This window comes from Phyllobacterium lublinensis, from assembly GCF_020164435.1.
GTDB lineage: Bacteria > Pseudomonadota > Alphaproteobacteria > Rhizobiales > Rhizobiaceae > Phyllobacterium > Phyllobacterium lublinensis.
Genome location: NZ_JAIUDQ010000015.1, coordinates 47,625 through 62,923 on the forward strand (window position 1 = coordinate 47,625; position 15,299 = coordinate 62,923).

At 58.8% G+C, this 15,299-nt stretch carries 14 protein-coding genes; 11 read left to right on the forward strand and 3 right to left on the reverse strand.

The features are described 5' to 3' along the window. Positions 1–35: 35 nt before the first annotated feature. From mdh to lpdA, 8 genes are all read left to right on the forward strand, one after another. Complete coding sequence (gene mdh / locus K9U38_RS17265) at positions 36–998, forward strand: malate dehydrogenase (RefSeq protein WP_224495592.1); 963 nt, start codon at positions 36–38, stop codon at positions 996–998. Positions 999–1,068: 70 nt separating this feature from the next. Continuing rightward, entirely contained in the window at positions 1,069–2,265 is a 1,197-nt protein-coding gene (gene sucC / locus K9U38_RS17270) for an ADP-forming succinate--CoA ligase subunit beta (RefSeq protein ID WP_224495593.1), read from the forward strand. Between the two features lie 3 nt (positions 2,266–2,268). Beyond that, positions 2,269–3,183, forward strand: coding sequence for a succinate--CoA ligase subunit alpha (gene sucD, locus K9U38_RS17275; RefSeq protein ID WP_224495594.1), 915 nt, complete (start codon positions 2,269–2,271; stop codon positions 3,181–3,183). Positions 3,184–3,329: 146 nt separating this feature from the next. Next, the gene (locus K9U38_RS17280) at positions 3,330–6,347 is read left to right on the forward strand and encodes a 2-oxoglutarate dehydrogenase E1 component (RefSeq protein WP_224495595.1); all 3,018 of its coding nucleotides are present in this window, start codon (positions 3,330–3,332) and stop codon (positions 6,345–6,347) included. Positions 6,348–6,380: 33 nt separating this feature from the next. Continuing rightward, a complete protein-coding gene (gene odhB, locus K9U38_RS17285) occupies positions 6,381–7,661 on the forward strand; it encodes a 2-oxoglutarate dehydrogenase complex dihydrolipoyllysine-residue succinyltransferase (protein WP_224495596.1) in 1,281 nt (426 codons plus the stop codon). Between the two features lie 142 nt (positions 7,662–7,803). Then, positions 7,804–8,442 carry a LysE family translocator gene (locus K9U38_RS17290; RefSeq protein WP_224495597.1) on the forward strand — a complete coding sequence of 213 codons (639 nt, stop codon included), beginning with the start codon at positions 7,804–7,806 and terminating at the stop codon, positions 8,440–8,442. A 7-nt stretch (positions 8,443–8,449) separates the two neighbouring features. Next, entirely contained in the window at positions 8,450–8,983 is a 534-nt protein-coding gene (locus K9U38_RS17295) for a hypothetical protein (RefSeq protein WP_224495598.1), read from the forward strand. A 53-nt stretch (positions 8,984–9,036) separates the two neighbouring features. Further along, positions 9,037–10,443, forward strand: a complete 1,407-nt coding sequence (gene lpdA, locus K9U38_RS17300) for a dihydrolipoyl dehydrogenase (protein ID WP_224495599.1) — start codon at positions 9,037–9,039, stop codon at positions 10,441–10,443. Positions 10,444–10,513: 70 nt separating this feature from the next. Here the strand turns inward: lpdA and K9U38_RS17305 are convergent, their stop codons facing one another. The 3 genes from K9U38_RS17305 to K9U38_RS17315 form a co-directional block, all read right to left on the reverse strand. Next, the gene (locus K9U38_RS17305) at positions 10,514–10,846 is read right to left on the reverse strand and encodes a hypothetical protein (RefSeq protein WP_224495600.1); all 333 of its coding nucleotides are present in this window, start codon (positions 10,844–10,846) and stop codon (positions 10,514–10,516) included. 152 nt (positions 10,847–10,998) lie between these two features. Continuing rightward, complete coding sequence (locus tag K9U38_RS17310) at positions 10,999–12,063, reverse strand: TraB/GumN family protein (protein ID WP_224495601.1); 1,065 nt, start codon at positions 12,061–12,063, stop codon at positions 10,999–11,001. 81 nt (positions 12,064–12,144) lie between these two features. Beyond that, positions 12,145–13,101: a tyrosine recombinase XerC gene (locus K9U38_RS17315; RefSeq protein ID WP_224495602.1), complete on the reverse strand. Its 957-nt coding sequence runs from the start codon at positions 13,099–13,101 to the stop codon at positions 12,145–12,147. 122 nt (positions 13,102–13,223) lie between these two features. On the opposite strand from K9U38_RS17315, the gene rimM reads away from it, so the two are divergent. The 3 genes from rimM (at position 13,224) to rplS (ending at position 15,161) form a co-directional block, all read left to right on the forward strand. Next, the gene (gene rimM / locus K9U38_RS17320; protein WP_224495603.1) at positions 13,224–13,805 is read left to right on the forward strand and encodes a ribosome maturation factor RimM; all 582 of its coding nucleotides are present in this window, start codon (positions 13,224–13,226) and stop codon (positions 13,803–13,805) included. After that, positions 13,802–14,503, forward strand: coding sequence for a tRNA (guanosine(37)-N1)-methyltransferase TrmD (gene trmD, locus K9U38_RS17325; protein WP_224495604.1), 702 nt, complete (start codon positions 13,802–13,804; stop codon positions 14,501–14,503). Before rimM ends, trmD begins: the two co-directional genes overlap by 4 nt. Positions 14,504–14,708: 205 nt before the next feature. Beyond that, positions 14,709–15,161, forward strand: coding sequence for a 50S ribosomal protein L19 (gene rplS, locus K9U38_RS17330; RefSeq protein ID WP_224495605.1), 453 nt, complete (start codon positions 14,709–14,711; stop codon positions 15,159–15,161). The last annotated feature ends 138 nt before the right edge of the window (positions 15,162–15,299 follow it).

The following is a 15,299-nucleotide window of genomic DNA, read 5'->3' on the forward strand; positions in this document are numbered from 1 at the left end:
GTCCGTCAAGACTTCAGATCAGGGAAGCAACCAGCATGGCACGTAACAAAATCGCCCTCATCGGTTCAGGCATGATCGGTGGAACGCTTGCACATTTGATCGGGCTCAAGGAGCTCGGCGATATCGTGCTCTTCGACATAGCAGAAGGCATACCGCAGGGCAAGGGACTGGACATTGCCCAGTCGTCGCCAGTTGACGATTTCGACGCCAAGCTTGTTGGCGCCAATGATTATTCAGCCATTGAAGGCGCCGATGTTGTCATCGTCACGGCAGGCGTTCCACGCAAGCCCGGCATGAGCCGCGACGATCTCCTCGGTATCAACCTCAAGGTCATGGAGCAGGTCGGCGCCGGCATCAAGAAGTATGCTCCCGGCGCATTTGTGATCTGCATCACCAACCCGCTTGATGCAATGGTCTGGGCGCTGCAGAAGTTCTCCGGGCTGCCGAAGAACATGGTTGTGGGCATGGCAGGCGTGCTTGACAGTGCCCGCTTCCGCTACTTCCTCGCTGATGAATTCAAGGTATCCGTGGAAGACGTCACCGCCTTTGTTCTCGGTGGGCACGGGGATTCCATGGTGCCGCTTACCCGTTACTCGACCGTGGCAGGCATTCCTCTGCCGGATCTGGTCAAGATGGGCTGGACCAGCCAGGAAAAACTCGACCAGATCGTTCAGCGCACCCGTGACGGTGGCGCCGAGATCGTCGGTCTGCTGAAGACCGGTTCTGCCTATTATGCACCTGCATCGTCGGCCATTCAGATGGCAGAGGCATTCCTGAAAGACAAGAAGCGCGTTCTGCCCGTTGCTGCCCACCTGTCGGGTCAGTATGGCGTCAAGGACATGTATGTCGGCGTGCCGGTGGTCATTGGCGCGAACGGCGTGGAGCGCATCATCGAAATCGATCTGAATAAAGCCGAAGAAAAAGCCTTCGAAAACTCCGTCGCCTCCGTCGCCGGTCTTTGCGAAGCATGCATCGCCATCGCGCCGAACCTCAAGTAATCCGGCCTGAAATCATCCTGAAACGATCCTGGCCGTGGTGGCCGGGATTCTTCGTAAAGGAAATTTGATTATGAATATTCACGAATACCAGGCCAAGCGTCTGCTGCACAGTTTTGGAGCGCCGATTGCCAATGGCGTCGCCGTCTACTCGGTCGAGCAGGCGGAAGAATGGGCCAAGACACTTCCCGGACCACTCTATGTGGTCAAGAGCCAGATTCATGCTGGCGGTCGCGGCAAGGGCAAGTTCAAGGAACTCGGTTCCGATGCAAAGGGCGGCGTTCGTCTTTCGCGGTCGGTCGAAGAGGTCGTTGCCAATGCCAGGGAAATGCTGGGCAACACGCTCGTTACCAAGCAGACCGGCCCGGGGGGCAAGCAGGTCAATCGTCTTTATATAGAAGACGGCGCCGATATCGAGCGCGAGCTTTATCTCTCGATCCTTGTGGATCGTTCGGTTGGCCGTCCGGCCTTCGTCGTTTCCACGGAAGGCGGCATGGACATCGAGGCGGTTGCCCATGATACGCCTGAAAAGATCATCACCGTGGCGATTGATCCGGAAAAAGGGGTAACGTCCGAAGATACCGCCAGGATCAATGACGCCTACGGCCTAACCGGCGATGCCCGCAAGGACGGCGAAGCGCTTTTCCCGATCCTCTACAAGGCATTCACCGAGAAGGACATGAGCCTGCTTGAGGTAAACCCTCTCATCGTGATGAAGGACGGCCGTCTGCGTGTACTCGACGCCAAGGTATCGTTCGATGGCAACGCCCTGTTCCGGCATCCGGATGTGGTCGAACTGCGTGATGTGACGGAGGAAGACGACAAGGAAATCGAAGCATCGAAGTATGACCTCGCCTATGTCGCCCTCGATGGCAATATCGGCTGCATGGTCAATGGTGCAGGCCTTGCCATGGCGACGATGGATATCATCAAGCTATATGGTGCTGAGCCGGCTAACTTCCTCGACGTTGGCGGCGGCGCCAGCAAGGAGAAGGTGACGGCCGCGTTCAAGATCATCACTGCCGATCCCGCCGTTGAAGGCATCCTGATCAATATTTTCGGCGGCATCATGAAGTGTGACGTTATTGCCGAAGGCGTCATCGCCGCCGTCAAGGAAGTCGGTCTCAAGGTTCCGCTGGTCGTTCGCCTCGAAGGCACCAATGCCGAGCTTGGCAAGAAGATCATCAATGAGAGCGGCCTGAATGTCGTCTCCGCGGATGATCTCGATGATGCCGCGCAGAAGATCGTCAAGGCTGTGAAGGGAAACTAAGGCATGTCTATTCTAGTTAACAGGGACACCAAGGTTCTCGTTCAGGGCCTGACCGGCAAGACCGGTACATTCCACACCGAGCAGGCCCTTGCCTATTATGGCACGCAGATGGTCGGAGGCGTTCATCCCAAGAAGGGCGGCGAGAACTGGGAAGGCAAGTTGCCTACTGGCGCGAGCGCGCAACTGCCGATTTTCGCCTCGGTCGCCGAAGGCAAGGATCGCACGGGCGCCAATGCCTCCGTCATCTATGTCCCGCCTGCAGGCGCAGCCGAAGCCATTATCGAGGCGATCGATGCGGAGATTCCGCTCATTATCTGCATCACCGAAGGCATCCCGGTCATGGATATGGTGAAGGTCAAGGCCCGTCTCGACCGGTCCACGTCGCGCCTCATCGGCCCGAACTGCCCCGGCGTGCTGACGCCGGAGGAATGCAAGATCGGCATCATGCCCGGCAACATCTTCAAGAAGGGCTCGGTGGGTGTTGTATCGCGCTCAGGAACGCTTACCTATGAAGCTGTGTTCCAGACCACCAATGAAGGCCTTGGGCAGACCACTGCCGTCGGCATCGGCGGCGACCCTGTCAAGGGTACGGAATTCATCGATGTCCTGGAAATGTTCCTTGCCGACGAGGCGACGAAGTCGATCATCATGATCGGTGAAATCGGGGGCTCGGCCGAAGAAGATGCAGCGCAGTTCCTTGCCGATGAGGCAAAGCGCGGCCGCAAGAAGCCGATGGCCGGGTTTATCGCCGGACGTACGGCTCCTCCCGGACGCACGATGGGCCATGCCGGTGCGGTCATTTCCGGCGGCAAGGGTGGCGCAGAAGACAAGATCGCAGCCATGGAAGCCGCGGGCATCCGCGTTTCGCCATCGCCGGCGCAGCTTGGCAAGACTTTGGTCGAAGTCCTCAAGGGCTGAGATCTGCATATCGAAGAAGGATCGGGACGGTTGCCGCCCCGATCAATCCACGGGGCCATGCGGGCCTCAAGCCTAGAGTGTCTCCGGTTTTCCTGAACCGGTGAACTCTCATCAAGGGAGACGGGGCGTGGGCTCCGGTCACAATCATGGCACGTCAAGAACAGGCCAACGACATTTTTGCACTCACCTCTTTTCTCTATGGTGGCAATGCCCACTATATCGAGGAACTGCAGGCGAGCTATGAGAAGGATCCAGCCTCGGTCGATCCCGAATGGCAGGAGTTCTTCGCCAATCTCAACGATTCCAAGGACGACGTTCTCAAGAACGCCCAGGGCGCGTCGTGGGAAAAGCCAAACTGGCCAATCGCGGGCAATGGTGAACTTGTCTCCGCACTTGATGGTAATTGGGGCGAAGTCGAAAAGCACATCACCGACAAGCTGAAGGCCAAGAGCGCCAATGGCGCTGCTGCGGCGAACGGCGTTGCCGCCCCCGTATCGCATGCATCCGACGCAGACATCATTCACGCAGCGCGCGATTCGGTCCGTGCCATCATGATGATCCGTGCCTATCGCATGCGCGGCCATCTGCACGCCAAGCTCGATCCGCTCGGACTGGCGGAGGTGAAGGAAGATTATAACGAGCTGTCCCCGGAGAGCTACGGCTTCTCGCCGGCCGATTACGACCGCAAGATCTTCATCGACAATGTGCTGGGTCTTGAATATGCGACGATCCCGCAGATGCTCGATATTCTCAAGCGCACCTATTGCTCGACCATCGGTGTCGAGTTCATGCACATTTCCGATCCGGTGGAAAAATCCTGGATCCAGGAGCGCATCGAGGGGCCGGACAAGGGCGTTGCCTTTACCACGGAAGGCAAGAAGGCCATCCTGTCGAAGCTGATCGAGGCCGAGGGTTTCGAGCAGTTCATCGACGTCAAGTACAAGGGCACCAAGCGCTTTGGTCTGGACGGGGGCGAGTCTCTGATTCCGGCGCTGGAGCAGATCGTCAAGCGCGGCGGTTCGATGGGCCTCAAGGAAATCGTTCTCGGCATGGCGCATCGCGGCCGGCTCAACGTGCTCAGCCAGTTCATGCGCAAGCCGCATCGCGCCATCTTCCACGAATTCAAGGGTGGCTCCTACGCGCCGGACGACGTCGAAGGTTCAGGCGACGTAAAGTACCATCTCGGTGCTTCATCGGATCGCGAATTCGATGGCAACAAGGTTCACCTTTCGCTGACAGCCAACCCGTCGCACCTTGAGATCGTCAATCCGGTCGTCATGGGCAAGGCGCGGGCGAAGCAGGATTTGCTTGCTGGCCGCGAACGCGACGAGATCGTGCCCTTGTCGGAGCGTTCCAAGGTCATGCCTCTGCTGCTGCATGGCGATGCCGCCTTTGCCGGCCAGGGCGTGGTGGCGGAATGCCTCGGCCTTTCCGGTCTGCGCGGCCACCGCGTTGCCGGCACCGTGCACTTCATCATCAACAACCAGATTGGCTTTACCACCAATCCGCGTTTCTCGCGCTCTTCGCCCTATCCTTCCGACGTGGCGAAGATGATTGAAGCGCCGATCTTCCACGTCAATGGCGATGACCCGGAGGCCGTGGTTTATGTGGCAAAGATCGCCACAGAGTATCGCATGACGTTCCACAAGCCGGTCGTCATCGACATGTTCTGCTATCGCCGGTTCGGGCACAATGAAGGCGATGAGCCGGCATTTACCCAGCCGATCATGTACAAGACGATCCGCGGCCAGAAGACCACGGTCCAGCTTTATTCGTCCAAGCTGATCGAGGAGGGCCTGATTACCGAGGCCGAACTCGAAAAGATGCGCTCCGCGTGGCGTGAAAATCTTGAACAGGAGTTCGAGGCTGGCCAGGCCTACAAGCCCAACAAGGCCGATTGGCTGGATGGCGCATGGAGTGGCTTGCGGACAGCGGATAATGCCGACGAACAGCGCCGAGGCAAGACCGGACTGCCGGTCAAGACGCTCAAGGAAATCGGCAAGAAACTTGCCGAAGTTCCAGCCGGCCTCAATGTTCATCGGACCATCCAGCGTTTCCAGGACAACCGCGCCAAGATGATCGAGACCGGCGAAGGTTTCGATTGGGCAACGGCGGAAGCCCTGGCTTTCGGTTCGCTGGTTACCGAGGGCCATCCGGTCCGCCTCTCCGGCCAGGATGTCGAACGCGGCACGTTCAGCCAGCGTCATTCGGTGCTCTACGATCAGGATACCGAACAGCGCTATATCCCGCTGAACAACCTGCAAAAGGGCCAGGCACTCTACGAAGTCATCAATTCGATGCTTTCCGAAGAGGCTGTGCTCGGCTTCGAATATGGCTACTCGCTGTCCGACCCGCGCGCGCTGACTTTGTGGGAAGCACAGTTCGGCGATTTCGCCAATGGTGCGCAGGTCATCTTCGATCAGTTCATCTCGTCGGGAGAACGCAAGTGGTTGCGCATGTCAGGCCTAGTCTGCCTCCTGCCGCATGGCTATGAGGGCCAGGGTCCAGAGCATTCGTCCGCCCGTCTCGAGCGCTATCTGCAACTTTGTGCCGAAGACAACATGCAGGTTGCCAACTGCACGACGCCTGCCAACTACTTCCACATCCTGCGCCGCCAGATGAAGCGAGACTTCCGCAAGCCGCTGATCCTGATGACGCCGAAGTCGTTGCTGCGCCACAAGCGTGCGGTGTCTTCGATCGGTGATTTTACGGGGGATTCTTCATTCCACCGCCTGCTGTGGGATGATGCGCAGCTGCTGAAGGATCAGCCGATCAAGCTGCAGAAGGATTCGAAGATTCGCCGCGTGGTCCTGTGCTCGGGCAAGGTCTATTACGACCTCTACGAAGAGCGGGAGAAGCGCGGTATCGACGACGTCTACCTGCTGCGCGTCGAACAGCTCTATCCTTTCCCGGCAAAGGCCCTGATCACCGAACTGTCCCGCTTCCGCAATGCGGAAATGGTCTGGTGCCAGGAAGAACCCAAGAACATGGGCGCTTGGGCCTTTATCGATCCCTATCTGGAATGGGTCCTGGCGCATATTGATGCCAAGCATCAGCGCGTTCGTTACACCGGACGTCCTGCAGCAGCGTCGACTGCCACCGGGCTGATGTCCAAACACCTTGCACAGCTCGAAGCATTCCTTGAAGATGCTCTGGGTTCATAATTAGACAGATCAAGATCAACGAGAGCTAAGAACATGGCAACCGAAATCCGCGTCCCAACGCTGGGCGAATCCGTTTCCGAAGCGACGATTGGCAAATGGTTCAAGAAGGTGGGCGAAGCCATTGCCATTGACGAACCCCTGGTGGAGCTAGAGACCGACAAGGTTACGATTGAGGTTCCCGCAGCCTCTGCCGGCTCGCTCGCTGAAATCACCGCCAAGGAGGGTGATACGGTCGAGGTCGGTGCCTTGCTAGGCATGATCGGATCTGCGGATGGCGCGGCCGCCGCTCCGGCCAAGCAGGAAGCCAAGCCGGAAGCTGTCGCTCAGGCATCGGGCGCGGCCGCCGCTACGTCGACGGCGGAAGCCGCGACGAAGACGGCCGAAGTTGCCGGTGAGCCGGCGATCGCCGAGCGCAAAGCCAGCGAAATGCCGGCTTCGCCAGCCGCCTCAAAGCTTCTGGCGGAAAAGGGTGTTTCCCCGTCGCAGGTCGAAGGCTCCGGCAAGCGCGGCCAGGTCCTCAAGGGCGATGTTCTCGATGCTGTTGCCAAGGGTATCCCTGCTCCCGCCGAAGCGCCCAAGGCAGTTGCACGCCCCGCATCGCCAGCCGACGATGCATCGCGCGAAGAGCGGGTGAAGATGACCCGCTTGCGCCAGACGATTGCAAAGCGCCTCAAGGATGCTCAGAACACAGCGGCCATGCTCACCACATATAATGAGGTGGACATGTCGGCGGTAATGGATCTGCGCAACCGCTACAAGGACATCTTCGAGAAGAAGCATGGCGTGAAGCTTGGTTTCATGGGCTTCTTCACCAAGGCGGTGACCCACGCATTGAAGGAAGTTCCCGCGGTCAACGCGGAAATCGACGGCACTGACATCATCTACAAGAACTTCGCCCATGTCGGCGTTGCCGTCGGCACCGACAAGGGACTGGTCGTCCCGGTCGTCCGCAATGCGGACCAGATGTCGATCGCCGAGATCGAAAAGGAAATCGGGCGGCTTGGCCGGGCTGCACGCGATGGCGCGCTTTCCATGGCCGACATGCAGGGTGGCACCTTCACCATCTCCAATGGTGGTGTCTATGGCTCTCTGATGTCATCGCCGATCCTGAATGCACCGCAATCCGGCATTCTCGGCATGCACAAGATCCAGGAGCGTCCGGTCGTCGTAGGCGGGCAGATCGTCATTCGGCCGATGATGTATCTCGCGCTCTCCTACGACCACCGCATCGTGGACGGCAAGGAAGCCGTGACCTTCCTCGTTCGCGTCAAGGAAAGTCTGGAAGATCCGGAACGCCTCGTTCTCGATCTCTGATTTACGCGTCAACAGGCGGGCCGCAGCAGATGCGGCCCCGTGGTGCATCGAACTGAAATTGCATAATCTCGGGATTTGTTTGGTCGGTTGTGACGTCTCCCATCAATGCACCCATCGGTGAATCGGCGGCTGGAGCATAAGCATGGCGCAATACTTCTACGAACTGCTCGGCCTCATGGCGGTATTTTCGATCATGATCGTCTCACCGGGTGCGGATTTCGCGCTTGTCGTGCGGCAAAGCATTGTGCACGGCCGGCGAAGCGCCATCATCACCAGCTTCGGTATCGGAGCATCGTTGCTGTTCCATATCAGCTATACGGTGCTCGGGCTCGGCCTCATCGTTTCGAAATCCCTCTACCTATTCGGCATGCTCAAATGGGCCGGTGCAGCGTACCTGTTCTATCTCGGCGTCAAGGCTCTGAGGGCGCCGGCGCCGGTATCTTCCGGCGCAGTGGCTGAACCGCTGCCAACACAGGAACTCTCTGCGTTGCGCTGCTTCCTGATGGGATTCGTAACAAATGCGCTGAACCCAAAAGCCGTGCTGTTCTTCCTGTCATTGTTTTCGGCACTGGTCAGTCACGAGACGCCGATCCTGGTACAGGCCGGCTATGGCGCGGTCATGTCGACGGCTCTCATATCCTGGTTCATCGCCGTTTCCATCTTCTTCACGATGCAATCCGTACGCGACCGCTTTGTGGCCTGGGGGCGCTGGTTCAATCGCGTTACGGGTATCGTGTTCATCGGCCTTGGTGTCAAACTTGCCACCCAACAGGCGGGCTAGGAACCGGATGGCTCATTTAACTGATCGCTTCCAATTCGCCACTGCCGCCGCCGCCCTGCTGGCCTCGGTTTCATTGGCGACGGCGCCGGCATCCGCTGCCTGCACCCAGGACCGGGCCATCTATACGGATCGGGATGACGCCTATACCCTTACCTTCCACACTGTCCCCGAAAATCTCCCGGTCATGACATCCAATGAATTCGCGCTCCAGATGAATGACAGCGATCTGAAAATGGACGGCGTGGTAATGTGGAGCGAGGGTGTACCCCGGCCGAATGGCATCGTCATGTTCCGGTGCCCGACCGGTGATGTCACCGGAGACGAACTGGACCAATGCACTGTCTGGCGCGGCGTCATTTATGCCCTGACGGAAGGCGCCGACGCTGATCTCTTGCCCAAGGCCAAGGAGCCCGCTGCGCAAGCTCTGCTCTTGCCGGGCTTTGCGAGCGCCATGGGCGAGTTCAATTTCAAATTTGAAAAACCCATCGAGACTTTCCCCTGGGAAGTCTTCCGTTTCAAAGAATGTGTTCCCGAACAGTAGGATGCAAGTTCCTACCCTCAATTCGCGTGAGCTCCCAAAAGAAGGATTGAATCATGGCTTATGATGTCGTCGTCATCGGAACAGGTCCGGGTGGCTATGTGTGTGCGATCAAGGCGGCGCAACTTGGGTTGAAGACTGCGGTCGTCGAGAAGCGCGCAACATTCGGCGGGACATGCCTGAACATCGGCTGCATTCCCTCAAAGGCTTTGCTGCATGCCTCGGAGGTGTTTCATGAGGCGGGCCACTCCCACGCCACGCTCGGCGTCGACGTCGGCACGCCCAAGCTCAACCTTAAAGCGATGCTGGCGCACAAGGATGCGACGGTGGAGGCCAACGTCAATGGCGTCGCATTCCTGTTCAAGAAGAACAAGATTGACGCGTTTATCGGTACCGGCAAGGTGCTGAGTGCCGGCAAGGTCTCCGTGACCGCCGATGACGGGTCCGTGCAAGAGATCGAGGCGAAGAACATTGTCATCGCGACGGGTTCTGACGTCGCAGGTATCCCGGGCGTCAAGGTTGACTTCGATGAAAAGGTCATTGTTTCCTCGACCGGCGCGCTCGAATTCCAGAAGGTGCCGGAACGCCTCGTCGTCGTGGGCGGCGGTGTCATCGGGCTTGAGCTCGGCTCTGTCTGGAGCCGCCTTGGTTCCAAAGTGACTGTGGTCGAATATCTGGACAAGATCCTTGGAACGATGGACGGTGAAGTGTCGCGGCAGTTCCAGCGCATGCTGGAAAAGCAGGGAATTGAGGTCAAGACCGGCGCGAAGGTCACCGGGGTCGAAAAAGCCGGCAAGGGTGCCAAAGTCACCTTCGAACCGGTGAAGGGCGGCGAGGCCCAGACGATCGAGGCTGATGCGGTACTGGTCTCCACGGGGCGCAAACCCTATACGGATGCGCTTGGCCTCACGGAAGCCGGTGTTTCCATGGATGATCGCGGGCGCGTTGCCATCAATGATCACTGGCAAACCAATGTCCCGGGAATATACGCCATCGGCGATGTGGTCGACGGTCCGATGCTGGCGCACAAGGCGGAAGATGAGGGTATTGCCGTTGCCGAAATCCTCGCCGGACAGGCCGGGCACGTCAATTACGACGCCATCCCCAATGTCGTCTATACCCAGCCGGAAGTGGCCTCGGTCGGCAAGACCGAGGAGGAGTTGAAGGCGGCTGGCATCGAATACAAAGCCGGCAAATTTCCATTCACCGCGAACGGCCGGGCGCGAGCGATGTTGCACACCGACGGTTTCGTCAAGATTCTGGCAGATAAAACGACCGATCGTGTGCTTGGCGTCCACATTCTCGGTTATGGTGCAGGTGAAATGATCCACGAGGCCACTGTATTGATGGAATTCGGCGGATCGTCCGAAGACCTGGCGCGCACGACCCATGCTCATCCGACTATGTCGGAGGCGGTCCGCGAGGCGGCGCTGGCAACCTTCGCCAAGCCGATCCACCTTTAACTGCCCGCACGCAGCGCACGAAAAAGGCCCGGAAGTATTCCGGGCCTTTTTTTGGCTCAGGCGTTACTGATTACTGTGCCGGAGCCGGGGTTGTAGGTGCAGGTGTCGTAGACGGAGCCGGAGCAGGTTCGGCTGGAGCCGGAGCCGTCGGCGCAGGTGACATTGCTGCAGGCGGTTCAGGGGTTGCCGGAGCCGGTGCCTCACTCGTCGGAGCAGGCGGCGTCGGCGCAGTCATCTCGCTGCCGCCCCTGTTGAGGAAGTAGTAACCTCCCACGACCAACGCGGCGATAAGAATGCCAGCGATCAGAAAACCGCTGCCGCCGCCTGACTTGACCACGGTTGTTCTTGGACTTACCGGATCGGACTCCATCGGCCGCTGCTGCAAGTTTGGATCATAGGTCATTTCGTGTCCTCCGTAACAATCCTTTGCATAAGGATAAAGGAACAACGGATGTTTCGCCTTTTTGTTCCGGAGCATTCAGCAACGCTATAGCTATGTCTGCGGGCGCCACGCGGTTTTACGGCTAACTCACAGGTCAATACTTGCACGACCGCTCATTGGGCGGTGATTTTATATCCCTTGTTTTTCAGCAGCTCAACGAGACCTTGCTCTCCGGGAAGATGTAAGGCGCCGACTGCGACGAAGGCGTTGCCCCGATCGATAATCGGAGCGGCGCGTTCGGCCATCGTTCGGTTGCGCGCGAGGATCATCTTCTCCTCGAATTGCGCATAATTTTCGCCGCTTTCGGTTCCTTCAGGCGAAACCGAGCGCATCAGCGGAAAGATCATGCCGACGTCTCCCTGGGTATAAAGAACAGTCATGGTCTCAAAGACGTCTGGCAGCTTCGGCCCCAAAGCAAGCGTTTCGATCAACCCATCGATATGGAACTGCGTCGGGAGCGATGCCATGGCGCTGAGCTGGTCCTTGATGGTTTCAAGACCGGCGATCTGCTTGCCGCGGTTTCTTGCCTCCTCGGCCAGCTTGATATCAAGAAAATTGGTACCTTCCTGCTTGCGCGCCAACTCGCAGGCCGGCATAGCAAGCATGCTGGTCAACATCCAGGGTTGCATGCGGTTGACCGCCGCAAGGGAGATACCGCGCTCGGAGAGTGCGGCCTTGACGGTATCGAGCTTGTCCCTTGGGATGAGCTTGTCCAGCGTCGTGCCATCCGTGAACATCATGAGATCGGGCGTCTCCGCCATCACCTTCATCGGCGCCTTGGGGTCCAGCACCTCGTCAGTCTCGATGACGATCGTACCGGCGCCGTCATAGGCCTGCTCGGCTGCATCAGAGAGTTTGAGCACTCGCGGATCGGTCAAATGCATCGTTCCAAACAGGAATGACGGACTTACGCCCGGCTTTTCAACCTTCCAGAGCAGGCCCTTGCCGTTGCTGGTCCCCGCCGCCTCCTTTCGCAGTGCATCGAGCTTGGCCGGATCGGTCTTGGCCATGTCGGCGATCAGGTCGTGACCGCCGCAGCCGAATTCCGCGTGTGCGCGTGTGGCGCTGAATGTGACCGCGACAAAAGAAGCAAGCAACAGCCAGCTGGCAAGCAGGCAAAGCCGCAGGATATTGTCGGCGAGACGATCGAGCGAAGGAAGCATGTCGTTGTCGTTCATGGTGAGCTTCTATCCGTGCGGCTGCGGAGAAAGGGTTAATCTCTACCCGCAAATTGTCTGCAGTATGAATTTCATGCGGGTTCAGGCGCGGGGATGCGCCTTGTCGTAAATTTCCATCAACCGTTCGGTGTCGACGCCAGTATATACCTGGGTTGTGGAGAGACTTGCGTGGCCCAGAAGTTCCTGGATCGTGCGCAGGTCGCCGCCGCGGCCAAGCAGATGTGTTGCAAAGGAATGCCGCAACGCATGGGGGGTTGCCGTTTCCGGAAGGCCAAGTGCCCCGCGCATCCGTTGCATGTCGCGCTGGATAATGGCCGAATGCAGCCCGCCGCCACGCGCGCCGCGGAACAGTGGCTTGCCCTCCTCAAGCGCGTATGGGCAGAGCCTGCGATATTCGGTTATCGCCCTGTGCACCACGGGCAGCAGCGGCACCATGCGGGTTTTGCCACCCTTGCCGGTGATGGCGATCGAGCGTGCTCCGGGATCGGTCAATGCGCTGCCGTCGAGGTCGAGCGCTTCGGAGATGCGCAGTCCGCAACCATAGAGCAAGGTGAGAACGGCCGCATTGCGCGCGGCAATCCACGGCTCCTCATTCAATTGTTCGCCGGTTTCAACTACGCGTCTGGCATCTACCAGCGTCAGTGGCTTGGGCAATGACTTTGGCTGACGCGGGGCACGCATGGCAATTGATGCCGCAGCATTCGCCATGCCCTGCTTTTCCAGATGGCGGAGGAATGAACGGATGCCTGCAAGTCCGCGGCCAAGTGTGCGAGCACCGGCGCCATCATTGCGCCTGCGGGCCAGAAAGGAACGCAGGTCGGCGATGCGCAATGTGGCAACGTCGGTCAAAGCCGGAGGCTCGCCCAGATGACCGGTCAGAAACTGGAAGAACTGGCGCGTATCCCGCTCATAGGCTTCGAGGGTTTTCGCGGCCAGCCGCCTCGTATTCTTCAGCGATTTCAGCCAATCCTGGCGCGCATCGATCAGATCGGCTTTGGCGGAAACCAGAAATTGCTCGGTTTGCGGCTGGACGCCCATGGCATCATTCCTCGATTATATGCGGCAACCCTGGCACAGGACTCGTTACGAGAACGTTTCAGCCTTGGTTTTGCGCCAAGTTTGTTTTAATCCGGGCGCCAGACGAGAAACTGGAAGAGCCCATGGCGAAGTTGAATGATCCGGTACAGCTGGCGGTAATTGGTGCAGCGCATGGAACACGAGGAGAACTGCGGGTAAAGACCTTTACCGGTGACCCGATGGCACTCGGCGACTATGGCATGCTTTACGATGTCACAGGCAGGCCCTTCGAAGTTCTGGATATCCGTCCGGCCAAGACGGTTGTGGTCGTGCGATTTCGCGGGGTGAACGATCGCAATATGGCGGAGGCGCTGAACGGCACGACCCTGTTCATCGACCGTTCGCAACTGCCGCAGGATCTGGACGAGGATGAATATTACCATTCCGACCTCATCGGCCTTGAGGCCGTCGATGCGGCAGGAAACCAGTACGGCAAGGTATCTGCGATGTTCGACTTTGGTGGTGGTGATCTCATCGAACTGACAATGCCAGGCAGGAGGCCCATGCTGATACCATTCACGCAGGTTGCCGTACCTCATGTCGACGTGAAGGCGGGGCACATCGTCATCGACCCCGTCGCAGCCGGTCTTGTTTCCGACGAAAATGAGGACGAGGAACGCCGGCGTCAGCTCGGCGGCGAGGGCAGCGGGAACGAGAAGCCATGACAGGCGGCTTTCGCGCCACGGTGCTGACGCTCTATCCGGAAATGTTTCCCGGAGCGCTCGGTGTCTCGCTTGCCGGCAAGGCGCTGCAGGACGGCGCATGGTCGCTGGAGACCGTACAAATCCGCGACTTTGCTTTTGACAGGCATCGCATGGTTGACGATACGCCGGCTGGCGGCGGTGCAGGCATGGTGATGAAGCCGGATGTGCTGGCGCGAGCCGTGGATCATGTCGCCGATGGTCGGCCGAAGCTTTTTATGAGCCCGCGCGGCAAGCCGCTCAGCCAGGCACGCGTTCGCGAGCTTGCTGCCGGTCCGGGCGCTATTGTGCTTTGCGGGCGCTTCGAGGGGGTCGACGAACGGCTGATCGAAGCCCGGGATTTCGAAGAAGTCTCCATCGGGGATTATATCCTCTCTGGAGGCGAGACTGCGGCGCTGGTTGTCCTCGATGCGATCGTCCGGCTGTTGCCCGGCGTCATGGGCAATGCCCTTTCCGGAGAGACCGAGAGTTTCGAGACGGGTTTGCTCGAACATCCGCACTACACCAGACCCCAGGAATGGGAGGGCAGGCGCATCCCCGATGTGCTTCTGTCAGGCAATCACGGCGCCATCGAAAAATGGCGGCGAGCGGAAGCGGAGCGCCTGACGCGGGAGAGGCGTCCGGACCTTTGGGCGGCCCAGAACGCGCCCTCAAAAAAATAGCCGGCCAAAAAGAATCGCCGCCAGAGGTGACAAACCGGCTTTTATGGTGTATCAGCCCGCCAACTCGGGAAAACCCGGTCCATTAATCAATGAATGGTGAATTCGCTCCTGCTTCCTCCGGAGGCATAGATATGCGGCTGTAATTGCTGCGTGCCAAGTGTTGAGCGCTCTGACTGTTCGAGAAGACAAGAAAAGGATGAAGACGATGACCGTCGAAATTATTCGTCAGCTCGATCTGGAGCAGAGAGCAAAGATCGAAGCAAAGCGCACGCTTCCGGATTTCCGCCCAGGCGACACGGTTCGTGTCAATGTCCGCGTGACGGAAGGTACCCGTACCCGCGTTCAGGCCTATGAAGGCGTTTGCATTGCCCGCAACGGTGCCGGCATCAACGAGAACTTCACTGTTCGCAAGATTTCCTATGGCGAAGGCGTTGAGCGCGTGTTCCCGGTCATTTCGCCGCTCGTCGAAGGCGTTGAAGTTGTTCGCCGCGGCAAGGTTCGCCGCGCCAAGCTGTACTACCTGCGCGGCCTGACGGGTAAGGCTGCCCGTATTGCCGAGAAGAAGGACAACCGCAAGGGTAAGACGGTCGTTCCGGCCACCGGCACTGCCGAGACGGTTACCGAAGCCACGGTTGCCAAGGCACCTGCTGCCGAATAAGTGCGGCCTGCATGGAATTCGAAAAAGGCGGTCTTCGGGCCGCCTTTTTTATTTCGCGCTCGGCTCACTCACCCTTCCCGCAAGACCGACGGCAAGCCAAGGGATTGACGCGCCGGTGACAAGGTGAAATCTGTTGCG